This window comes from Kocuria sp. CH-021, assembly GCF_049716185.1.
GTDB lineage: Bacteria > Actinomycetota > Actinomycetes > Actinomycetales > Micrococcaceae > Kocuria > Kocuria cellulosilytica.
Genome location: NZ_JBNAFK010000023.1, coordinates 34944 through 56580, shown reverse-complemented (window position 1 = coordinate 56580; position 21637 = coordinate 34944). Strand labels below are relative to the sequence as shown.

At 65.6% G+C, this 21637-nt stretch carries 16 protein-coding genes and 2 pseudogenes; 7 read left to right on the top strand and 11 right to left on the bottom strand.

Features of this window, described 5'->3' with window-relative positions:
- The coding region (locus ACPYN7_RS15545) for an ISL3 family transposase (protein ID WP_424348241.1) at window positions 1–843 on the top strand (843 nt) is incomplete at its 5' end.
- 647 nt (window positions 844–1490) lie between these two features.
- On the opposite strand, the gene ACPYN7_RS15540 is transcribed toward ACPYN7_RS15545, so the two are convergent.
- The 4 genes and pseudogenes from ACPYN7_RS15540 to ACPYN7_RS15525 all read right to left on the bottom strand — a co-directional run bounded on the left by ACPYN7_RS15540 (window position 1491) and on the right by ACPYN7_RS15525 (window position 4676).
- Window positions 1491–3521, bottom strand: a complete 2031-nt coding sequence (locus ACPYN7_RS15540; RefSeq protein ID WP_424348240.1) for an acyltransferase family protein — start codon at window positions 3519–3521, stop codon at window positions 1491–1493.
- A 253-nt stretch (window positions 3522–3774) separates the two neighbouring features.
- Window positions 3775–3903 (bottom strand): annotated as a pseudogene (locus tag ACPYN7_RS15535) (hypothetical protein); the annotation flags it as partial.
- Window positions 3881–4201 (bottom strand): annotated as a pseudogene (locus ACPYN7_RS15530) (transposase); the annotation flags it as partial. The pseudogenes ACPYN7_RS15530 and ACPYN7_RS15535, both read right to left, overlap by 23 nt.
- A 79-nt stretch (window positions 4202–4280) precedes the next feature.
- Entirely contained in the window at window positions 4281–4676 is a 396-nt protein-coding gene (locus ACPYN7_RS15525; protein WP_424348239.1) for an IS5 family transposase, read from the bottom strand.
- 201 nt (window positions 4677–4877) lie between these two features.
- Here ACPYN7_RS15525 and ACPYN7_RS15520 point away from each other — a divergent pair, with 201 nt between their 5' ends.
- Complete coding sequence (locus ACPYN7_RS15520) at window positions 4878–6260, top strand: hypothetical protein (RefSeq protein ID WP_424348238.1); 1383 nt, start codon at window positions 4878–4880, stop codon at window positions 6258–6260.
- Between the two features lie 136 nt (window positions 6261–6396).
- Here the strand turns inward: ACPYN7_RS15520 and ACPYN7_RS15515 are convergent, their stop codons facing one another.
- Window positions 6397–6603, bottom strand: a complete 207-nt coding sequence (locus ACPYN7_RS15515) for a transposase (protein WP_424348245.1) — start codon at window positions 6601–6603, stop codon at window positions 6397–6399.
- A gap of 742 nt (window positions 6604–7345) precedes the next feature.
- Here ACPYN7_RS15515 and ACPYN7_RS15510 point away from each other — a divergent pair.
- Window positions 7346–8113 carry a Mu transposase domain-containing protein gene (locus tag ACPYN7_RS15510; protein ID WP_424348237.1) on the top strand — a complete coding sequence of 256 codons (768 nt, stop codon included), beginning with the start codon at window positions 7346–7348 and terminating at the stop codon, window positions 8111–8113.
- Window positions 8110–8937, top strand: coding sequence for an IS21-like element helper ATPase IstB (istB, locus tag ACPYN7_RS15505; protein ID WP_424348236.1), 828 nt, complete (start codon window positions 8110–8112; stop codon window positions 8935–8937). Before ACPYN7_RS15510 ends, istB begins: the two co-directional genes overlap by 4 nt.
- A gap of 573 nt (window positions 8938–9510) precedes the next feature.
- Here the strand turns inward: istB and ACPYN7_RS15500 are convergent.
- From ACPYN7_RS15500 to ACPYN7_RS15490, 3 genes are all read right to left on the bottom strand, one after another.
- Window positions 9511–11037, bottom strand: coding sequence for a sugar transferase (locus ACPYN7_RS15500; protein ID WP_424348235.1), 1527 nt, complete (start codon window positions 11035–11037; stop codon window positions 9511–9513).
- A 300-nt stretch (window positions 11038–11337) separates the two neighbouring features.
- On the bottom strand, window positions 11338–11799 hold the full coding sequence (locus ACPYN7_RS15495; RefSeq protein WP_424348234.1) for a hypothetical protein: 462 nt from the start codon (window positions 11797–11799) through the stop codon (window positions 11338–11340).
- 706 nt (window positions 11800–12505) lie between these two features.
- Window positions 12506–13990 carry a sugar transferase gene (locus ACPYN7_RS15490; RefSeq protein ID WP_424348233.1) on the bottom strand — a complete coding sequence of 495 codons (1485 nt, stop codon included), beginning with the start codon at window positions 13988–13990 and terminating at the stop codon, window positions 12506–12508.
- Window positions 13991–14343: 353 nt separating this feature from the next.
- Here ACPYN7_RS15490 and ACPYN7_RS15485 point away from each other — a divergent pair, with 353 nt between their 5' ends.
- Window positions 14344–15144, top strand: coding sequence for a WecB/TagA/CpsF family glycosyltransferase (locus tag ACPYN7_RS15485; protein ID WP_424348232.1), 801 nt, complete (start codon window positions 14344–14346; stop codon window positions 15142–15144).
- Window positions 15145–15269: 125 nt separating this feature from the next.
- Here ACPYN7_RS15485 and ACPYN7_RS15480 read toward each other — a convergent pair whose 3' ends face one another.
- Entirely contained in the window at window positions 15270–16745 is a 1476-nt protein-coding gene (locus ACPYN7_RS15480) for a sugar transferase (protein ID WP_424348231.1), read from the bottom strand.
- A 511-nt stretch (window positions 16746–17256) separates the two neighbouring features.
- On the opposite strand from ACPYN7_RS15480, the gene ACPYN7_RS15475 reads away from it, so the two are divergent.
- Together ACPYN7_RS15475 and pth are read left to right on the top strand one after the other, a co-directional pair.
- On the top strand, window positions 17257–17874 hold the full coding sequence (locus ACPYN7_RS15475) for a 50S ribosomal protein L25/general stress protein Ctc (protein WP_424348230.1): 618 nt from the start codon (window positions 17257–17259) through the stop codon (window positions 17872–17874).
- Window positions 17875–17972: 98 nt separating this feature from the next.
- Entirely contained in the window at window positions 17973–18551 is a 579-nt protein-coding gene (gene pth / locus ACPYN7_RS15470) for an aminoacyl-tRNA hydrolase (RefSeq protein WP_424348229.1), read from the top strand.
- 27 nt (window positions 18552–18578) lie between these two features.
- Here pth and ACPYN7_RS15465 read toward each other — a convergent pair whose 3' ends face one another.
- Both ACPYN7_RS15465 and ACPYN7_RS15460 read right to left on the bottom strand, forming a co-directional pair.
- The gene (locus tag ACPYN7_RS15465; RefSeq protein WP_424348228.1) at window positions 18579–19622 is read right to left on the bottom strand and encodes a glycoside hydrolase family 53 protein; all 1044 of its coding nucleotides are present in this window, start codon (window positions 19620–19622) and stop codon (window positions 18579–18581) included.
- A 132-nt stretch (window positions 19623–19754) separates the two neighbouring features.
- The gene (locus ACPYN7_RS15460; protein WP_424348227.1) at window positions 19755–21614 is read right to left on the bottom strand and encodes a glycosyltransferase family 2 protein; all 1860 of its coding nucleotides are present in this window, start codon (window positions 21612–21614) and stop codon (window positions 19755–19757) included.
- Window positions 21615–21637 lie beyond the last annotated feature (23 nt).

Below are 21637 nucleotides of genomic sequence, written 5' to 3'. Positions count from 1 at the left end.
CTGACCGGGGTGGACGCTCTCGGTGTCGACGAGCACGTCTGGCGCCACGTGGGCCCGCCCGGCACCGGGCTGGTCACCGGGATCGTGGACCACTCCCGCGGTAAGGACGGCCGCCCCCGGGCAAGGCTGCTGGACCTGGTCAAGGGCCGCACCGGGGCCGCCTACGGCGACTGGCTCACCGAGCAGGGGCCGACCTTCACGGCCGGGATCCGCACCGCGACCCTGGACCCGTTCCACGGCTACGCCAACGCCATCCGCGACGAGCTCCCGGAGGCCATCACGGTGCTCGACGCCTTCCACGTCGTCAAGCCCGGCGGACAGGTCGTCGACGAGGTGCGCCGCCGCGTGCAGCAGGACACCCTGAGCTACCGCGGGCGGGCTGGAGACCCGCTCTACGGCATCCGCCGCACCCTGCAGATCGGCGCCGAACACCTCACCACCAAGCAAGTCACCCGCCTGAACGCGAAGCTCGAAGCCGGGGACCCGCACCACGAGGTCACCCTGGCCTGGCACTGCTACCAGAAGCTGCGCGCCGTCTACCACGCCCGCCCCGAGCAAGGACGCCGGCTCGTCGCCGAAATCCTCGCATCCTTCCCGTCATGCCCGATCGCGGAGATCGCCCGGCTCGGCAGGACCCTGCGGCGGTGGCGGTCGGCGATCCTGGCCTACTTCGACACCGCCGGCGCCTCGAACGGCCCTACGGAGGCGATCAACGGCGTGATCGAGACGATGCGCAGGGTCGCCCGGGGCTTCCGCAACTTCGACAACTACCGCCTACGAGCCCTGCTCGCCGCCGGCGGTCACCGGCCGTGGAGAAAGACGCCTACCCATGCTCATCTGTGAAGGGCCCTTTTAAAGGGGGCCGGTCCTCGATCCGAGGTCGCCCACCCGGTCCTCTGGACGGTAGCTGAGGAAAAATCAGCGGGGGTGATCAGCTCCCACAGATGGTCATCGACCATTCACGACTGCGTCCGCGTCTTCATGCAGGCACTGTGAAGCACCCAGAAGAGAACCGGCAACGAGAAATCACGCTTTGAGACCAAGTTCTCGTCCACGCAATGCCGTTTTCGGTCACGAACAGGATCCCCTCCGACACCTCCCGGTCGTCGACCCGTGCTTGTCCTGTCGGCCCGTTTCTATCCACCCTCGTGATAGGAGTAGCGCTTCCAAGAACTCCCACAACTGCTCGCTGACCATCCGCTGGGGTACTCTTTGCCTCATCGTGGCAGCCATGAACGCCACCGACCTGCGGGTCCTCTCTCCCCGCGCCGCGACCACTACAGCCACGTCTGAGTCGACTCGGAGCCGGCATTGGTAGGCGATCGGCCGATTGCGCGCCGACAGACGTTGGCCGCCTCGTCCATGTAGTCCGGGTTCCCATACGCTAGCGCCGACCCATCAAACACTGATCTGACGGATGCGCTCCTGCCTCGCGAGTTTGAAGCCAGGAACGCCGATGGACGAAAGCAAAGCTACAATCAGTGCGCTGATCAGTCCAGGAAATGCTCCAATTCTCGAGCCAAGGGTTCCCGTAGTGTTTCGCTAAATGTGGCTGTTAGGTGATGCGCGTCCCTATAGACCAGCTCGTTGCCGATGATTGGCGGACATGCATGCCGATTGCAGAGGTAGGGCGATAAATCCCAGTACCGGCCGCCGACAGCCTCAACAGCCGCCTTCTCACTTGCCAGCAGCTTTATGTTGAGCGCAGCCGCCAGTGGTCGAGAGCATCGCTGAGCGTCCTCGAGATGGGCGGAAAGGCAGATCGAGGGGCTCTGCCCCATGTCGGGGACGTCGGCGATGACAGCAACATTCGACTCCTCCGACAAGGTTTTAATCGTCTCGGTCAACCCATTCGCCCAAGCACTTTCAGAGTCGACCATGCCAGAGCGCAGATAATGGTTTCCGTAGTTGGTGAGCAACACAACTTCCGGTTCCGTGCTGCGGAGCCGGTCCAAAACACCGCTTCGCCATTCCATGCATGCGCCATACGGGGCACCGTTAAGTTGTGTGGGGAGGCTTGCTGAATGGCAAGCGCTTTTTGTGTAGATCTCAAGCTGGAGAAACCCCTCCTCCGCCATAGCGTGCAGGCTTGGAAACCATGACGCCGCGTGCGAGTCGCCAAAGAGGGCCACCACTGGCGCGTTGGTATTAGCTCCATAATGGCAGGGGTCAGTATCGGTAGATCCATAGTCCTTATGACACCCATCGCCGTAAATTTTCGGTATATCTTCCGAGGCCGTTCGTAGCGTCGGGGTCAAGTTGGCCGGTACAAAGTTCGTGCCCTCAGGGCCCTCTGACTGTGAGGCTGGAGCTGCTTCCCGATTCGTATGGAGCGGCATACGGTCCGCGACGACCATGGACATTCCAACTATCACCACAATTAGTCCGCTTGTCCCAGCAACTCCCAGCAGGGATTTGTGCGGGCCAGTGCCAATTAGTGACTTCGCCTTACGAGCGGGGTCCTCCACAAGTCGATAGAGGAGGTAGGCCAGCGGAACGCTCAAAGTGGCCAGTCCGAGCGTGGCAGAGAGAGGCAGCGGGTTGTTCGTGCCTACGGCGGCTTGAGGAACCACGAGGAGCGGCCAGTGCACCAGGTAGAGCGAGTAGGAGATCAGGCCGATGAATTGCATAGGTCGAGCGCTGAGCAACCGAGCGGGGCCAATACGCCCCACGCCACCAACGATGACGAGTGCAGTAGCCAGTACGGGGGCCGCAGCGAAGTAACTGGGAAACGGGGTGGTCGAGTCGTAGGTAACCGCCACAACCACCAGTCCGGCGAGGCCGAGCCAGGCAAATACGCCCGAGAAGGAGGATGCCAACTGATCAGTGTGGGAGCGCATGACGAAAGCTACGAGTGCCCCTACGCCGAGTTCCCATGCACGGGTCGGAAGCGAAAAAAAGGCCCAGGGTTGTGACACGGACATGGACACCAGACATAACAAAAACGACGCAACGACAAATCCTCCAACTGCCCAGAAGATGCGCCGTTCGGACTTAAGGACCCGGAATAACAGTAGGAGGACAAGTGGCCAGATCAGGTAGAACTGTTCTTCGATGCCAAGGGACCAATAGTGCTGGAACACAGACGGCGTAGTTTCGGCGAGGTAGTTGGTGCCCTCCTGGGCAAAAAGCATATTGGGCACGTATAAAGCGGTCGCGATAGCGCCCTTGAAAACCGCATCAAGCTGCAATGGAGGCATCCATATTACGGCTGCGGCGACGGTCAGGATGAGCACAGTAAAAGCGGCTGGCAAGATGCGCCGCGCACGTTTCGCGTAAAACGCACCCAGCTGGATGCTGCCGTGCTTATCCAGCGACTCCAATAAGTGGGTGGTGATCAAAAATCCGGAAATTACAAAGAATACGTCCACACCAACGTATCCACCCGAGAACGTTGTGACACCCGCGTGATAGATGACGACGAGAAGCACGGCCACTGCACGAAGGCCTTGAATGTCGGTGCGGAAACCGCTTTTGTGAAGTCCTGCGGAGGCAGGCGCTGATGGCGTGAGGGTGACCATGGGAGTCCTCAGTGTGGGGGGAGGGTATTACAAACCATGGACTACGATACCTGGGCGAGCCTCGCTCAGGTCTGCGTGACTAGGTGTTGTGGGGCATGAAGTTCTTGCCACGGGTGTGCCGTCGAGATGAGGAACGGACGGTGGCCGGAGCGTAGTTGAACCACTGCAATTACTATCGAGTCCATACCGCCTGTGGCGTTCAGTCCCCAGCCTCACCGACCCTCGCCCCCGTCAACATCGTCATGACCTCTTGCTAGGGCATGTCTCCCAATAGTTCCTTGAGCCAGATGGTGATGGCGCGCAGCACGGCTCCGCCGCGGTAGGTGATGGCCAGCTTGTCGTAGCGCGTGGCGAGGCCTCGCCACTGCTTGAAGACGTTGAAGGAACGCTCGACGACGTTGCGGGCCTTGTGGTCCTCGGCGTCGACGGACGGCGGCCGCCCACCGCGGGAACCACGGCGGGCCCGGTGGGCGGCCTGGTCGTCCTTCTGGCGGGATTACCGCGGTGATGCCACGGGACCGCAGATGCGCCCGGATCGCTTTCGAGGAGTACGCCTTGTCCGCCCGCAGCCGTTCCGGTCGGGTCCGAGGGCGGCCCGGTCCGTGGCGGGCCACCCGCAGATGGTTCATCAGGTGGCCGACCATCGGGGCGTCGCCGGCCTGGCCGGGCCCGGCCAGCACCACCAGGGGGCGCCCGGCCCCGTCGACCAGGAAATGGATCTTCGTGGCGAGCCCGCCACGGCAACGCCCCACGGCGTGGTCAGCCGGCTCCTCGAGCAGATTCGTGTAGTTCGATCCCGCCCCCTGTGTCGCGGGCGAAGTTCGTGGCGTGCTGATGAGCCCGGTTGATCGTGGAGTCCACCGACACCGCCCAGTCGACCAGCTGGACCTTCTGCGCGTCGATCAGCAGCGCGGCCAGGATCTTGTCCCAGGTCCCGTCACCGCTGTAGCGGCGGTGCCGCTTCCACACCGTCTGCCACGGGCCGAACTGCTCCGGGACATCACGCCAGGCGATCCCGCACCGATAGCGGTCGAGAATGCCCTCCACCACGGGGCGGTCATCGCGGAACGGCCGGCCCCTCTTGCCCTCGGAGGACGGCAAGAGAGGGTGGATCCGTTCCCACTGGTCATCGGTCAGCACAGCCGTACGGGACATGCTCCCGGCGTCGCAGAACCATTCACGCGATTAAAGAGACATGCCTTAGTAGCTGCATGCAGGGGTGCGGAGTTGCCGTTCAAAGCACTGCTCCTGGTCGGTGGGGCATAAGGCCTCCAAAAAGAAGGGCCACCGCCGTAGGGTGACTCATAGTCGTGTCACGTGGGTCGATCAGGGGACATCTGCCGGTAGCCTTGCGATATGCAAAGCACCCCCCGCTGGCGCCATCTCGACGCTGCCTTCGTCTACTACGCACTAGCGGCCGGTTTGGTGATATGGCTTACGCTTACCTTCCCGGCAACAGCACTGGTCGTTACATCATGGGGCGCGCTGGTCGTGGCTGCGCGGGTGCTAGGGCCCACGGCAATCTCGCCAGCCTTGATCGTCAGCGTAGGGTTGGCCGTCGTTGCGGTCACTGGGTGGGTTTTTTACCCTCTGGTCGTGGACGCCCCGTATGCCTCGGGCATCCTGCTCCCCGCTGACCCAGACCTGATTTGGACTGGATTTAAAGGCCTGACCATTGCAAGCCTTGGAGCCAGCATGGGAGCCATCGCGGCTGGACTGGGCGCGAAGAATCCTCCGCGGTTGACCCACCTGCGGCCGTTGCAGATGTCTCGTCGGCTTCAGTCGTTTCTTGTCCTGGCCACTATCGTCCCCACTCTTTTGCTGGTGATGCTGCGCGGAGTTGGATCCCTTCTAAACCGGTCGACGTACCTGTCCGAACAGAGTTCTGGTGGACTTGGGGGAGTGCTGGCCCTCGCTGGTGTCGTGTCCATGGTGGTCTGCGGCTATCTTCTGCGAACCCAACGGCGGTTCGGGCAGTTTTTGGTCCTGAGCAACGTGGTGGTATTTACCCTGTTCATCGCCTCCACCGGCTCCAGGCGCTTAGCAGCAATCCCTGTCCTGTTAGCAATCGGTTACTACGTGGCTCGGCCCAGTAAGAGCGCCCGGCGGTTGCTAGTGTTGAGCATTGTCGTTTCCCTACTCTTGCTCCCCTTGCCGCTGTACTGGCGCACTCTGGGCGCACACGGGCTTATCCCCTACTGGCACTCCCTTGGCGGGTACCTCGGCTCTGACCTGGGTCTCGGTACCGCGTTGAAGACCATCCTGATTAGCGTGCCGATCATCGGAGCTACCGTGCGAGCAAGGCTCCCCGAGGGAGCATTGACAACGGCGGTCGATCCTCGAGGTGGCCAAGTGTCTGGCTGGTACGAAATCGCTGGGCAGATGCGCCTTAACCCTTATGCCCCCACAGCCGGGGTCGGAGAACTCCTTTACCAAGGAGCGCTCACCCTCTCTGTGTTTTTCCTCGTGGTTGGCCTTTACCTGGGCCTCCTAGACCGTCATGTGCGCAGCCTCATCGCCTGCGGTCATCAGATAGTGGCCTTTGCCCACGTAGGCTTAGCATCCTTGTTCCTCGTGTATGTCATCCAATACAACCTCCGCTCGAGCATGCGGATGCTCTATTACTCCCTTGCACTCTGGATCGCCTACGCGATGTGGCAATGGGCGTTCCGGCCTAAGTTAGCAGTAGCTCGATCAAGCCATGGCCAGGTTTATCCGTCTTATTCAATTAAGGCGTGAGTCGTGGATTATTTCCGGTCGACTATAGAAACTTTTCCATTAGGCGAATGAAACACAGTCTTCGGCCTAGCCATACTGAAACTGCCCCGGGTTTCCTTGGCACGTTGACCTGCCCTGTGGCTTAATATATGGCCTTTCAGATTTGAGCATGGGCGGGGGCCTGTCGCCATGGCTGGTATCTTTTTGCGACGAGCAGAGCGCGTAGCCGGTAGTCTGCGGAGTTTCGGAGACCGTGGAGGATGCGGCGCATCGTCTGGATGACGCCGATAGTCGCTTCCGGGGGGCCGTTCGAGGTGTCGGCGGTGTCGAAGTAGGCCAGGAGCGCGGATTCCCAGCGGCGCAGGGTACGTCCGAGCCCTGATGGCGCTCAGGTGAAACTCCCCAGACCTGCTCACTGAAATTCCCCACCCGTGTGGCTCCGCCAATGACGGCGGTGCCCCCTCGATGATGGCGGTCTCTGACCACCAGCCATCCATTCGAGGGAGCCCCGCTGACCATGCTCACACGGGAGGAAGACATCGACGCGCACGCCTTGGCCCGTCAGGGCTGGACGATCTCCGCGATCGCCCGGCACCTGGGCCGTGACCGCAAGACCATCCGCGCCTACCTGGCCGGGAACCGCGCCCCCGGGGCCCGCCAACGCAGCACCCCGGATCCGTTTGCCCCGTTCGCCGACTACTGCCGGGCCCGCCTGGGCGAGGACCCGCACCTGTGGGCCACCACGCTCTACGACGAGGTCACCGGTCTCGGGTACCCCGGGGCGTACCAGACCTTCACCCGCCAGCTGCGGCAACGCCAGCTGCGCCCGGTGTGCCAGGACTGCCGGCCCACCGCCGGGCGGGCCGTGGCGGTGATCGAGCACCCGCCCGGGCAGCTCGACCCAGTGGGACTGGGTCGAGCTGCCCGACCCACCGGCGGCCTGGGGCGCTGGCGCGAATGCGCACCTGCTCGTCGGGGCGCTGGCGCACTCGGGGGCCTGGCGCGGGCTCCTGTGCGAGTCCGAGGACCAGGCGCACCTGATCGCCGGCATCGACCACATCACCCGCGCCCTGGGCGGGGTCACCAAGGTGTGGCGCTTCGACCGGATGGCCACCGTCTGCCACCCGCCCACCGGCAAGGTCACCGCGACCTTCGCCGCGGTGGCCAAGCACTACGGGGTGCAGGTGGCGATCTGCCCACCGCGACGCGGTAACCGCAAGGGCGTGGTGGAGAAGGCCGTGCACTCGGCCGCCCAACGCGTCTGGCGCACCTTGCCCGATGACGCCACGGTCGAATCCGCACAAGCCGCACTGGATCGGTGGTGCGCCACCCGCGGCGACGCCCGCCGCCGCACCACGAGCGAGGGCACCACGACGGTGGGCGCCCTGGCCTGCACCGAGCCGCTGGGGGCGCTGCCCCCGGTCCCGTTCCCGGCGGTCACCACGGTGACCCGGAAGGTCTTGGCCCAGGCGCTGGTGGCCTACCGCGGCAACTCCTACTCCGTGGCCCCGGAACTGGCCCACGCCACGGTCACCGTGATCGCCCGCCTGGGCGAGCCCCACCTCGACATCGCCACCAGCAGCGGCGCCGTCATCGCCCGGCACCGGGCCGCCGCCCCCGGTGCCGGGGTGATGGTCCGCGACCACGGCCACGTCACCGCGCTGAACACCGAGGCGATGAAGGCCGCCACCTCGGCGGTGCCGCACCGCAACAAGGTCCGCATCCCACCGGGGCCTGACGCCTTGGCTGCAGCCGCGGCCCTGCGCGGCAACAGCGATCCCGCCACCGTGACTGGCGCGGTCGAGGACCGCGCCGTGGTCATCGACTTGTCTCGCTACGCGGCCGCTGCCGCTGGAAGGAACACCCTCACATGAGCACCCCCACCACCGAGCCGATGAGCGCCTCCCAGGCCAGCCAGTACCAGCAACTGCGCTCCCACCTGGCCGAGCTCAAGCTCACCACCGCCGCCGAGCACCTGCCGGGCGTGCTCGAGCAGGCCGCCGCCGAGGGCCTGTCGACGACCGCCACCCTGGAAAGACTGCTGGGACTGGAAGTCGAGGCCACCGAGGCCCGCCGGTTGGCCGGGCGGCTGCGGTTCGCCTCGCTGCCCTCCCCGGCGACCCTGGAGGGCTTCGACCTCGAGGCCGCCCCGGGACTGGACCCAGCCCTGGTCAACGAGCTGGCGTCCTGCCGCTACCTCGAGACTGCGACCAACGTGCTGCTGATCGGCCCGCCCGGCGTCGGCAAGACCCACATGGCCGTCGGGTTGGCGCGCAAGGCCGCCGAGGCCGGCTACCGCACCTACTTCACCACCGCCGTCGACCTGGCCGCCCGCTGCCACAAGGCCGCGATCGAGGGCCGCTGGGCCACCACCATGCGCTTCTACGCCGGGCCCACTCTGCTGGTCATCGACGAGCTCGGCTACCTGCCGCTGCCGGCCGAGGCCGCCTCGGCACTGTTCCAGGTCGTCTCCCAGCGCTACCTCAAGACCTCGATCATCCTCACCACCAACCGTGGGGTCGGCTCCTGGGGCGAGGTTCTCGGCGACACCACCGTCGCCGCAGCCCTGCTCGACCGGCTCCTGCACCGCTCCGTGGTCCTCAACCTCGACGGCGACTCCTACCGGCTGCGCGTTCACCAGGCCCGCGCCGACACGCTGCGTCGGACGACCACCGGGACCCCACGACCGCTACAGTGACCACAAACACCGGGTGGGGAAAATCGACGAGCATCCCCGGGGACTTTCACAGAGCGCCATCAGCCCGGCGATCTCCGGGAACGGGCAGGCTGGGAAGGCGGCGAGGACCTTGCTGACGAGCCAACGGTCGGCCTCAGGACGGACGTGGTAAACCGCTGGGCGGCGGAGGGTGCCAGCGTGCAGATCTCCCTAAATGCTGAACACGTTAGCTGCAATTTTGAGCCGTTTGCGCTTTTAAAGCCCGACCTCGAACTCACCGAACGGATCAAACCGTGTACACCGAGAATCTGAGGTTCTGCGGGGCGCAAAGTCCACGCAACGCATAAATGCGGGTATTTGCCGAAACGCGGTGCACCGTGGAGCGGCTAATGTCTGCGGGTGATATGCGCGGTCTTCCCGACGAGAAGACTCACGAGACCGCTGACGGTCAAGGGTGATGGAAGTTCTTGCCCGGGTGATCCAGTGGAGCGGTAATTTGTAGCCCAGGGTCCGAACTAGGCGTTCGCTATGAAGATCTACGTTAACTTGCGGGTGAGGCTGCTGGCTCGCACTCGTCATGGACCGTTATAGCGCTTAGTAGGCCCCCTCTTTCGCGATGACGGCCTTGAAGGTCCGGCCAAGGATCAGCGTGTCCAGCAACGGCGACCAGTTCTCCACGTAGTACAGGTCCAGGCGGACCGACTGCTCCACGTCGAGGTTGTTCCGGCCGGAGACCTGCCACAGGCCGGTGATGCCGGGCTTCACGCGCAGCCGGCGGTGCATGTACTTGTCGTACTCGTCCACCTCGGCCTGGATCTGGGGGCGGGGACCCACCAGGGACATGTCGCCCCGGAGGACGTTCACGAACTGGGGGAGCTCGTCGAGGCTGAAGCGGCGCAGCCAGTGGCCCGGCTTGGTAATGCGGGGGTCGTTCTTCACCTTGAACAGCAGGGCCTTGCCGCCGGATTCTGCGAGGAGCTGCGGCAGCATCTGCGCGGCGTCGGTGCGCATGGTGCGGAACTTCAGCACCTTGAAGCGCTTGCCGTCCACGCCGATGCGCTCGTGGGAGTAGAAGACCGGTCCGCCGTCGTGCTTTTTGATGATGAGGGCAAGAACGGCGATCACGGGAGAAAGGACCGCCAGGGCCGCGGCGGAGCCGAGGACGTCCATGGAGCGCTTGATCAGGGCCGCGCCTCGGCTCATCCGCGGGGTCGCCACGTGGATGAGGGGCAGGCCGGCCACCTGCTGCATGTGGATGCGGGGGCCGGCGATGTCGGTGAGGCCGGTGTCCATGACCAGGCGGATGCGCTCGTCGGTGAGCAGCCAGCTCAACTGGCGGATCTCCCGCGTGCTGAGGGGGACGTTGGAGGACAGCACGACCGTCTGGACGCCGTGCTCGCGGCAGGCGTCGATGATGCCCTCCACGGAGGGCCGCTCGCCCCGGGGCAGCGCGTTGGGGGGCAGCTGCACGCGCTGCACCTCGGCCGGCAGGGGCTTGAGGGTCGACGGCGTGTAGACCACCGCGGTGTCGAAGCCGCTGGCCGGGTTCTTCCGCAGGGACGTCACGAGCTCGGACACGCTGACGATGCGGCCGACCACCATGGTCCGGGAGACGGACTCGCCGCGCACCCGGTCCTTGATGAGGCGGTCCCGGACGATGAAGCGGCCCAGGATGAGGAGGCCGATGCCCAAGGGCAGAGCGATCAGGACGTAGCTGCGGGCGGTGGGGATGTTGAAGGCGAAGGAGACGATGGCCACGGCGCTGAACAGCACCAGGGTGGTGTTGACGACCTGGCGGGTCTCCTCGAGGCCGTAGCCGATGAGCCGGACGTCGCGGGCGCCGCGCAGGCCCAGGTGGATCCACCAGACCACGGCGAGGAGCCCGCCGACGATCCAGTAGGGGACCGAGTAGCCGTCGGCGAGCGGCAGGCCGGCGTTCTCCAGCTGGAAGCGGACCAGTTGCGTGCCGCCCACGGCGATCAGCAGTGCGAGCGCGTCCGACCACCGCATGCGGACGAGGTACTTCCCGCGCCAGTCGTCGCGGGATGCCAGCGTGCGGGTGGTGTCCGGGCGCGGTCGCTGCGCGACGTCCGCCCGGTTCATCTCATCGACTTTGAGCACAGTTGTTCCCTCCCCGATCGTCGCGGCGCCACCTGGGGTGTCCGCTCCCAGCCCGTGGGAGGAACGGTGGTCGTCGCGGTACAACACACTTGGGGACAAGTTTAGGGCCGCAAATGGATGTAAGTGCCTATATGACTTCGGATGTTTGCGTCTGCACCTGCCGTCCCGGCTTTCCGCGGAACGGCGTCGTGCCTAGTGGTGGGCTGCATCACACTGCGGCTGGCGCGTGGTGTGGCGTCCGGACGGAGTCCCCGCTCGCGTCCTCTGGTCGGGGGACGAGGGCCATGTGCTCGGCTTCGCTCAGGCCGCCCGTGCCTCCGGCGCGGTCAGCCCGGCGGTGCGCAGGTGCTCGGCCTTGAGGCGGCGGAGGCTCAGCGCCAGGCAGTCCGGGGTGTAGGCCGGGCGGAACACGACGGGCGTGCCGTCGTAGCCGTGGGTGGCGAGGATCTGCCCGAGAGCGGCCTCGTGGCGCTCCAGGAGGAGGTGGCCGAAGTAGTGCTCGTTGAAGAGGTACGCCAGTTCCAGGGCGTAGGCCCAGGTGGGGGTGCCGGCCTCCATGGACGCCTTCGGGCAGTCCCAGTCGTTCGGGGCGCCGGTGATGCGCAGCTGGTTGCGCAGCACCTGGTCGAGGGTCTCGGGGGTGAAGGCCAGGGTGAGCTCGGCGACGTCCTCGACGATGGCGAGGTCCAGGAGGGTGAGGCCTGCGGGGGAGCAGGACTCGAGGTAGCGCTGGACGTCGGTGGCAAGGGGGGTGGTGTGCATCGGATTCTCGCTTGTCCGTCGAGGGGTACGGATTCTTGGGGTGCTCCGAGCGTATCCGGGCGACGGCCCTAGTGGGGGCGGTTTTCTGTCCCCACATGGTCCCCATCGGACCGGACAAAAGTCTATTGTCAGTGCCTTGCTCCTATGCCGGAAGTGCTTTCCTGTGCACCATTGTCCAAATCCTGTTGCAGGCATGTGTCGGGGAGCACACGGTCGACGCACGGCACAGTGTTTCACCGCCCCAGGTTGATGACGGCGGACACCGTGGAGCCCTGTCCCGGCTCGAGCACGGCCCCGGCGCGTCGAAGTGCGGCCAGCGCGGGCAGGTTGCCTGCCGCCATGAGCTGGTCGCCGCCCTCCGCGCCGGGCGGCACCGTTGGTGGAAGTCGCGCAACCAGGCGACTCGGGCCGGACCCCAGCCTTCTTTCAGGGGTGGGGTCACGTCGTCCGGGTCGGCGTCGGCGATCGCGACGGCGACCAGGGCCTCCAGGATGTCCTCGTCGACGGGCACGAGCTCGATCCGCGGGGCAGCCGGATCGCCGGATGGATTCATGATCGGAGATCGTACCTCCGGCCCGGCGCGGAAGCGTGTGACGGAAAGGCAGTGGGGGACTGGCACGCAGAAGTCGTGCTGAGCCATGTCCCGGCTCCTGCGGACGCCGCCACTGCCTGTGAGGCGCCGTGCCGGGGCCGAGAGGCCGGCTCGTCAGTGCGCGCCCTCCTTGGCGACCACGGCCTTGACCGTGCGCAGCAGGATCACGAAGTCCTGGACCGGGGACCAGTTCTCCACGTAGTAGAGGTCCAGGCGCACGGCCTGCTCCCAGTCCAGGTCGTCGCGACCCGAGACCTGCCACAGCCCCGTGATGCCGGGCTTGACCCGCAGCCGGCGGTGGACGTGCTCCTCATATTGGGCGACCTCGGAGGGCAGCGGCGGGCGCGGGCCCACCAGGGACATCTCGCCCTTGAGGACGTTGAGGAACTGCGGGAGCTCGTCGAGGCTGTACTTGCGCATCCAGCGGCCCGGGGTGGTGACCCGCGGGTCGTCGGCCATGAAGAACAGCACCCCGCCCTTGGCGTCGTTGGCGGCCATCAGCTCGGCCTTGCGCTCCTCGGCGTCGGTGTACATCGAGCGGAACTTCAGCATCTTGAAGCTGGAGCCGTCCAGGCCGGTCCGCTCCTGGGCGAAGAGCACAGGCCCGCCGTCGTGCGCCTTGACGATCGCCGCGAGCACGAGCATCACGGGGGAGAGGACCACCAGGGCGGTGAGTGCGCCGGCGAGGTCGACCAGGCGCTTGAGCAGCAGCCGTGACCGACTCATCCGCGGCGTGGAGACGTGGATCAGCGGCAGCCCGGCCAGCTGCTGGGTGTGGATGCGGGGGCCGGCGATGTCGGTGAGCCCGGTGTCGAGGACCAGGCGGATGCGCTCGTCGGCCAGGTACCAGGACAGGTGCCGGACCTCCTCCGAGCTCAGCGGCGCGGACGCGGCCATCACCAGGGTCTCGATCCGGTGGGCGCGGCACGCGGCCACGATCCCCTCCACGGACGGCGCCTCCCCGGCCGGGAGCATGTTCTCGGGCATCGGCACCCGGGCCAGGTGGTGGGGCAGGGCCCTCGACGACGACGGGGCGTAGACCGCCACCGGGTCGAAGCCCGCCGCAGGGTGTTGCTGCAGCGACTTGAGCATCTCCACGACCCCCGGCACACGCCCGACCACCAGGGTCCGGGACATCGCCTCGCCGGTCAGCCGGCGGCGGGTCAGCCCCCGCCGGACCAGGCCGCGCCCGGCCAGCAGCAGGAGCGTGCCCAGCGGCAGGGCGATCACCACGTAGCTGCGAGCCATCGGCACGTTGAGCACGTAGGACAGGATCGCCAGGGCGCCGAAGAGCACCAGCGTGGCGGAGACCACCTGCCGGTTCTCCTCCACGCCGTAGCCGATCAGGCGCACGTCGCGGGCGCCCCGCAGTTCCAGCCAGCCCCACCAGGCCGCACCCAGCAGGGCGCCCACCAGCCAATACGGCATGGTCAGCTCACCCAGCCTGAGCGCCTCCTGCTCGAAGCCGAAGCGCAGCAGCTGCGTCAGGATCAGCGTGGCGGCCAGTGCGGCCGCGTCCACGCGCCGCAGGCTGCTGATGTGGGTGTCCCGCCAAGCGGCAGGCCGCACGGACATGTTCTTCTTGAGCACGTTGGTCACTCCCCCCGAGTGTGATGGGGGCCGGAACACTCCTCCTACGCCCCCCGGCGTGGTTCCGGCCCCCATCGATGACTTTACAAGTGCACATCTATGCAAACAGGCCCTTAACTGGGGACAGTTCTGCCAGCGTGATGCGGCCATTGCTTTGCTAGCGTAAATGCAGGCGCATGATCCCGGACACCAGGGCTGGTGGACACGGGACCTGCGCTCCAGGGGGTGCCGGTGTGCTGGCGGAGATCCGGGGGGATCCCGCCGCGCCACGGACGGTGCTCCCTGCCGAAGCCGCCAGCCCGGTCACCGGGTACCGGCGGGGGAGCAAGGCGCCGCCGAGGCGCAGCACAGGGGGAGTTCGCATGTTGAAGCACCAGAGCCGTGCCCAGAGCACGGGCCCGATCGAGATCCCGGTCAGCGGTGTCCGGGTGACGCCCATGGACGCCGAGGAGCTGCACCGCTGGATCTCGGCGACGTGGCAGGAGCGGCGCAAGGCCGCCGTCCTCGCCCACAACCTGCACAGTCTGTACACGTGGGAGGTCAACGCCACGTTCCGTGCGTTCTACGAGAAGGCCGACGTGGTGCTGACCGACGGGTTCCCCGTCCTGAAGCTGGCCAAGTGGCGGTCCGGGCGCGACCTCAGCGCCAAGCGGCACCGTCTCGGCACCCTGGACTGGCTGCCCGGCCTGATGGGACGCACCCCGGTGCGGCGCGTCGCCGTCGTCGGCGCGACCGCCGCGGGCAACGCCCGCACGGTGGACATGCTCCGGCGGGACGCAGCCGGCGGTCAGGTCGAGGGCTGGCCGGGGGAGGGCTGGAACCCCGTGCTCGAGGACCACATCGTCCGCGAGCTCCAGGAGTTCCGGCCGGACTTCGTCATCGTGGGCCTGGGCATGCCGCTGCAGGAGGAGTTCCTCAGCCGGCGCTGGGAGGAGCTGCCCACGGCGATCTACGCGGCCGTCGGCGGCGGGATCGACGAGTACGCGGGCATTCAGAAGCCGCCGCCGCGGTGGCTCGGGCCCATCGGGCTGGAGTGGGCCTACCGGCTGGTCACGCAACCGCGGCGGCTGGGCCACCGGTACGTCGTCGAGCCCTGGATCCTCGCCTATCTGCTGGTGACCAAGACCCTTCGGCGGGATGCAGGTACCGCTGCGGGCAGCTGAGCTGACCCAGCACGGTGGGCCCGGAGAGCGCGTACCGGGAAGCCGTCAGCCGGGAGCGTGGGAGATGCCCCTGGCCAATAATAAATGGATATGTGCTTCGTTCGGTCTCGGCGCATCCCGCACGGTCAGTACGCGCCGTCACGGGCGAGCACGGCCTTGACGGTGCGCAGGAGGATGACCAGGTCTTGAACCGGGGACCAGTTCTCCACGTAGTAGAGGTCGAGGCGCACGGCCTGATCCCAGTCCAGGTTGGATCGGCCGGACACCTGCCACAGGCCCGTGATCCCCGGCTTGACGCGCAGGCGCCGGTGGACATGGTCCTCGTACTTCTCGACCTCGCTTGCCAGTGGCGGTCGCGGACCCACGAGCGACATCTGCCCGGCCAGCACGTTTACCAACTGCGGCAGCTCATCGAGGCTGTACTTGCGCATCCAGCGGCCGGGGGTGGTGACTCGCGGATCGTTCTTCATCTTGAAGAGCACCCCGCCTGCTCCTTCGTTCGCCGCAAGAAGGGCGTTTCTGCGCTCTTCCGCGTCCACGTACATGGATCGAAACTTGAGCATCCGGAACCGGGAGCCATCCAGTCCGATGCGCTCCTGGGTGAAGAAGGCTGGCCCGCCGTCATGGGCCTTGACGATGAGAGCCAGAGCCAACATGACGGGAGAAAGGGCCAATAGTGCTCCACCAGCGCCGACGACATCGACTGTTCGTTTGAGCAGCAGCCGGGCGCTATTCATCTTCGGTGTGGATACGTGGATCAGCGGCAAGCCGGCCATGAGTTGCGTGTGTATCCGCGGCCCCGCGATGTCTGTCAGGCCGGTGTCGAGAACAAGGCGGATCCTTTCGTCGGCCAGGTACCAGCTCAGGTGCCGGATCTCCTCGGGACTGAACGGTGCGCTGGCGCACAGCACGAGCACCTCGATCTGCCGGTCACGGCAGGCTTCCAGCAAGCCCGGCACTTCCGGAAAGTGGCCGTCAGGCAGGAGGTTCGGTGGCTGGTCCATTGAGGCCAATGAAGGGTCCAATGGCCTCAAAGACATTGGTGCGTAGACGGCCACGGGGTCGAAGCCGGCCCCAGGGTGCTTCCGCAGCGATCTGACGGTTTCGAGGACACCTGGCGGGCAGCCCACGACCATCGCTCGAGACGTCCCGACGCCGGCCTGCCGCCGATAGACCAGTTGCCGTCGGATCCTGCCCCGGCCGAGGAGCAACAGACCCATGCCCAGAGGCAACGCCACAATGACGTAACCCCGGGCCGTGGGGATGTCCATTGCATAGGAGACGATGGCGATGGCGCCGAACAGCACCAGCGTGGCATTGACCAGTTCCTTGGATTCTTCGATGCCCTGACCGACCAGCCGGATATCGCGGGTACCGCGCAGTTCCAACCATGCCCACCAGGCCAGGCCGAGAAGGACGCCAACGCCCCAGTACGGCAACCGGAAACCTTGCACGAGCAGGGTCCCGCTGTCGAAGCCGAAGCGGATGAGCTGGGCTGCGGCGACAGTCACTGCCATCATTGCGGCGTCCGTCGTTCGCACTGTCCGAACGTAGTTGTCCTGCCATGAAGCGGACCGCGAGATGCCGGTCTGTTTGAGCACAGCAGTAGTCCTTTCGCCTGTAGCGGTGGACGGAACCATGCCTCGCTGAACGAGTGAGCGGTGGACAGCACGGCATGGCCCCTTGGAGGGAATGCTGTTGCTGTGGATGCTGAGTCGTTCAGCGGACTGACCGTGCCAACCAGCCGACCCCCATCGACTGGCACCTCCTTCCCGGATCGGATCGTTCCGCCTGGTGGAGGTTGCCGCGGTACCGACTCTAAAGCGAACGTCCTGCCGATGCTTACTTTTGGCCAATAATGGCTGAATGTGAATTCACTATCGCGATGACCTGGGCCGATGTCCGCAGCAGCCTCCCGTGCTAGCCTTATGCGGTTGCCAAGGCGAGGGGACCCTTGTGGTCCCGTGATCGACGACGGCTGGTTGAACGTTCCCGCCCCCACTGGCGCGGCGCCCCTCGGGGTGCCCCGCGAAGCGTCCAGAACGCGGGGGAGGGTCTGCGGCCGGTATCGCCTGGCCATTCCGACGACAGACCCGCTATCGAGGAGTTCCCATGGTTGACACCATCCGCATCCCCGCCACCACGCGCAGCGACTTCGGCAAGGGCTACGCCCGCCGCATCCGCAACAACGACCAGATCCCCGCGGTGGTCTACGGCCACGGCGCCGAGCCCAAGCACGTGATCATCCCCGGTCACGAGACCATGCTGGCCGTGCGCCACTCCAACGCCGTGCTCGAGCTCCAGCTCGACGGCGGCACCGAGCTGGTCATGGTCAAGGACATCCAGCGCCACGCCACCCGCCCCGAGATCCTGCACGTCGACCTGCTGGCCGTGCGCCGCGGCGAGAAGGTCGAGGTCGAGATCCCCGTGCACGTCATCGGTGAGGTCGAGCCCAACGCCGTGCACAATGTGGAGGAGAACACCCTCACGGTCGAGGCCGACGCCCTGAACGTGCCCGAGGACGTCGTCATCAACCTCGACGGCCACGGCGTGGGCGACCACGTCTACGCCGCCGACGTCCGCCTGCCCCAGGGCGTGACCATGGTCTCCGACCCGGAGCTGCTGGTCATCAACGTCTCCGAGCCCCAGGCCCAGGACCTCGGCGAGTCCGAGTCCGCGGGCGAGACCGAGGCCCCCGAGGGCGACGTCGTTCCCGAGAACGAGGCCTGAGCCTCACCGCTCGACTGATCCTCCGGAGTGCGGGGCGGCTTCCGGGCCGCCCCGCACTTCGCATGACCGCACTCGTCACCTTTTCGATGGAGGCACCGATGTCCGACGCATGGCTGGTCGTGGGGCTGGGCAACCCCGGCCCCGAGTACGCAAGGACCCGCCACAACGTGGGGCAGATGGTCCTCGACGAGCTCGCCTCCCGCCTGGGCGGGAGCTTTAAGGTGCACAAGGCCCGCGCCCAGGTCCTCGAGTCCCGGCTGCGCCCGGGCGGGCCGCGGATGGTGCTGGCCAAGCCCATGACCTACATGAACACCTCCGGCGGCCCGGTGGCCGGCCTCGCCAAGTTCTACGGCATCCCTGCCGAGCGGGTCGTCGCCGTGCACGACGAGATCGACATCCCCTTCGCGGCGCTCAAGCTCAAGATCGGCGGGGGGGAGGGCGGGCACAACGGCCTGCGGGACATGTCCAAGGCCCTGTCCACCAAGGACTACTACCGGGTGCGCGTGGGTGTGGGCCGGCCACCGGGCCGGATGGACGCCGCCTCCTACGTGCTCAAGCCGTTCTCCTCCGCCGAGGGCAAGGAGCTGCCCTTCCTGCTCGACGAAGCGGCCGACGCGGTGGAAAACCTGGTTGAGAACGGACTGCTCAAGGCGCAGCAGAAATACCATGCTCCGTGAGAGCTCTCGCGGTCCCCACCGGCACGGTCACTGCGCCAGACGATCCAAGGCCGGCAAGGCATTCCCGTGCCAGTCGAACAGCGTGAGAGCTGCATACCTGTTGCAGACGTTGCCCGCCAGCCTGACGTCCGGCAACCAGGCCGGTTCCCAGACCACGAAGCCGAGCCCATGGCCATCGGGGACACTTTGCAGGACCGCCCGCAGATCCTCGAAGTACGCGGACTGGCCCTTTGGCGTCGGTGGGTGCGAACGAGGAGTCGGCAGGTCTTCGGCCTCGTCGACGACATTGGAGCAGTGGGCGGGGTCGTCGAGAGTCCATGGATAACCAGTCTCCACGACAAGAACATCACGGTCGTACCGTTCGGCCACGAAGTGCAGGAAACGCCCGAGCTGGTCCAGAGAACCGTTCCAGAACGGGTAGTAGGTGACTCCTACGACATCGAACGTCATGCCGTGATCCTGCGCTTTTTCGAGGAAGCGCCCTACGCTCCGGCTGTCCCCTCCACCGTGTAGATGGATCATGATGCGCGGCGGTGAGGCGGGACTGGCCGCAATTGCTCCCGCAACCCCCGCCTCGTGCAGCTCGGCGAATCCCTCCCAGTACTCTCCCCACGGCTGGTCGATCTTGCCCCAGGACCAGAGGATGCCATTGGTCACCTCGTTGCCGAGCTGCACCATCGACACGGGTGTGCCCTGTTCGGCGAAGGCCCTGACGACGTCCTCCGTGTACGAGCGCACCGCGGCGACCATCTCCTTCTGGTCGAACGTCGCCCATGCAGCCGGCGCCTCTTGGTTGGATTTGTCGGCCCAAGTGTCCGAGAAGTGGAGGTCAAGGAGAATCTGCATGCCAGCACCAGCGGAGCGCTCGGCCAGAGTTAGGGCAGTGGCCAGATCGTTCGAGCCCGGCTCAGGATCAACCCACAGGCGGATTCTCGAGTAGTTGACACCGTGGGCGCCCAAAATGGTCTCAAGTGGAGCTTCGGCCTCGTGATCCAGGAATTTCTGATTGTTGGCTTCCTGCTGCAACAACGAGGAGAAGTCGGCGCCGACGATGCTGATCTCGGAGGTCACGGGGAGGCTGGAGTCGTGAATGTCAACTGTTGCTCCTCCGCTGATGAACACCGACAGGACGAGCACAGCGAGGTGCCGTAGCCGGGAGCGCGCACTCTGCTGCAATGAATCAGTCCTGAATGGTCTGGAGTCTCATGACCATGCCATGAGATAGGCGGGGAAGCCGAGGATGGCGACGACGGTCATGGCCGATGTGGCACAGGCCAGGGTGACCGCATCTCGAGCTGTCTCCTGGATCGCCATCCACCTTCCCACCATGCTGGTTCTGGCGGCTTCGGCGGCGTGGAGAAGCGGTACTGCGACGGCAACGATCGAGTAGCAAGTCGCCGCGAGCAAACACAGGAAGACGTAACCGACAGCGTCGGTCGTCGCTTGGCCGATCAGGGCAGCGACATCCAGAACCAAGGCGATGATGCAGTACGGGGCGACGAGACGCCCGGCGATGGGATTCAGCCCGAGAACAGACTTCGGGGTCACTCGGAACACGATCTGCTTCGGCCGTACCTTGTGGAGCACAGCCGCGAGGACGCCCCAGGAAACGAACGGCCAGCGAACGAAGGCGTAGATCCAGCTTTCCCAGCTGACGAGCGGGACAGATGCGGGCCGGAGCAGTCCTCGATGGCGAAGAAAGTACACGAGGGCCAGCAGACAAAGATCCATCGACAACCAGTGGACCAGGAACCGCCCGTAGTCGACTTCGACCCACGGTGTCCCGTCGACGGCGGCAACGGCCGGCAACGCCAAACCCCCGAGCGTCGCCAAGCTCACGAGCGGATAGTACGTCAATGCAAACAGGAAACGCGCTTTGAGCGGCCAAGGGAGTCGCCGTAGGTGGTGAGGCACGAGGTCGAGGAGCAGTGTCATCAAGCTTCGAGCCCATTGGAACTCCTGCGTAACCATGGAGGCAAAGCAGACGGGTCCTTCACCATGGGCTTCTGCAGTGTGCGCGAATGCAGAACGCCATCCTGCTGACGTCAGTAGGAATGAGGTGGAAAAATCCTCAGCCAGCTCAGGACCGATTCCGCCGATGTCCTGCAGAGCCTCGGTTCGCACTGCATAGTGCGAACCGATGCAGGACGGAGCCAGGTTCATGGCGTGGCCGAGCTGTACCGGTCCGTGGAACACGGCCTCTCGGTGTAGCCGGCCGCGGGCCGTCCAAGAGATGGACGCATTAGCATCGTTGACGCTGGGTGCTGCTACGTAGCCGATTGCCGGATCCGAGAAGGGACGCAATATCTCACGCAGGTAAGTCCTCGTCGGGACGTGGTCACAGTCAAGCTGTACCACGACGTCATAATCCTCGTACCCCCAGTGGTCGTAGAAGAAAGCAACATTCCCCTCCTTGCATTTTGTCCGCCTCGGCCATTCCGTGCGGTGGTAGTCGGCGCGGCCTTGGCGGCACGACAACTTCACGCCGTGGGCACGGCACCAAACGCGAACCATGTCGTTCGGGGACTCGTCGCACAACCAGACGTCATATGCATGCGGCAGGTCCTGGTCGAGCATTGCTCTCAAAGTTCGTTGTGCCACGTCCCAAGGCTCGGAAGGAGCCTTGGTCACCAGAAGGGCCGTGCGAACTAGGGGGATCTCCAGTTCTGGATTGATGCGTCGAAGCCGGTTCGCCGTCGCCAGGAAGTACATGGGCAAGTAGGAGAAATAGAACAGGAGGAGCGAATTGACGATCAGACCCTTCCAGCCGATTCGATGCTCGGGCTGGAACCACCAAATCCAGAAGTAGGCGAATGCCATGACCCACATTACGGTGAGAACTCTCACAAATGCGGTGTCCTGCGCGTTGAGGGCGGGCACGAACGTCCCAAGAGCGGTTGTCCGCATCTGGGCCGTCTCGCCAGGGAGAACGGGGCCTGCAGGCGTCAGCACCAAAGGCTGCGCAGACTGCTCCTCCGCGTTGCCGGACGTTCGCCGGACGACCCACTGAAATGCCGATGCTGCTCTGCTTCTAGCTCTTCCCTTCCGGTGCAGATCGGTCATGTCCGCAGCCTGCACACGGTCCG

What these genes read in the sequence shown, in the direction of transcription:
- ACPYN7_RS15540 (WP_424348240.1), bottom strand. Translation starts at nt 3,521, where the DNA reads ATGGTCACCCTCACGCCATCAGCGCCTGCCTCCGCAGGACTTCACAAA.
- ACPYN7_RS15525 (WP_424348239.1), bottom strand. Translation starts at nt 4,676, where the DNA reads ATGTCCCGTACGGCTGTGCTGACCGATGACCAGTGGGAACGGATCCAC.
- ACPYN7_RS15520 (WP_424348238.1), top strand. Translation starts at nt 4,878, where the DNA reads ATGCAAAGCACCCCCCGCTGGCGCCATCTCGACGCTGCCTTCGTCTAC.
- ACPYN7_RS15510 (WP_424348237.1), top strand. Translation starts at nt 7,346, where the DNA reads ATGGCCACCGTCTGCCACCCGCCCACCGGCAAGGTCACCGCGACCTTC.
- istB (WP_424348236.1), top strand. Translation starts at nt 8,110, where the DNA reads ATGAGCACCCCCACCACCGAGCCGATGAGCGCCTCCCAGGCCAGCCAG.
- ACPYN7_RS15495 (WP_424348234.1), bottom strand. Translation starts at nt 11,799, where the DNA reads ATGCACACCACCCCCCTTGCCACCGACGTCCAGCGCTACCTCGAGTCC.
- ACPYN7_RS15485 (WP_424348232.1), top strand. Translation starts at nt 14,344, where the DNA reads ATGTTGAAGCACCAGAGCCGTGCCCAGAGCACGGGCCCGATCGAGATC.
- ACPYN7_RS15475 (WP_424348230.1), top strand. Translation starts at nt 17,257, where the DNA reads ATGGTTGACACCATCCGCATCCCCGCCACCACGCGCAGCGACTTCGGC.
- pth (WP_424348229.1), top strand. Translation starts at nt 17,973, where the DNA reads ATGTCCGACGCATGGCTGGTCGTGGGGCTGGGCAACCCCGGCCCCGAG.
- ACPYN7_RS15460 (WP_424348227.1), bottom strand. Translation starts at nt 21,614, where the DNA reads ATGACCGATCTGCACCGGAAGGGAAGAGCTAGAAGCAGAGCAGCATCG.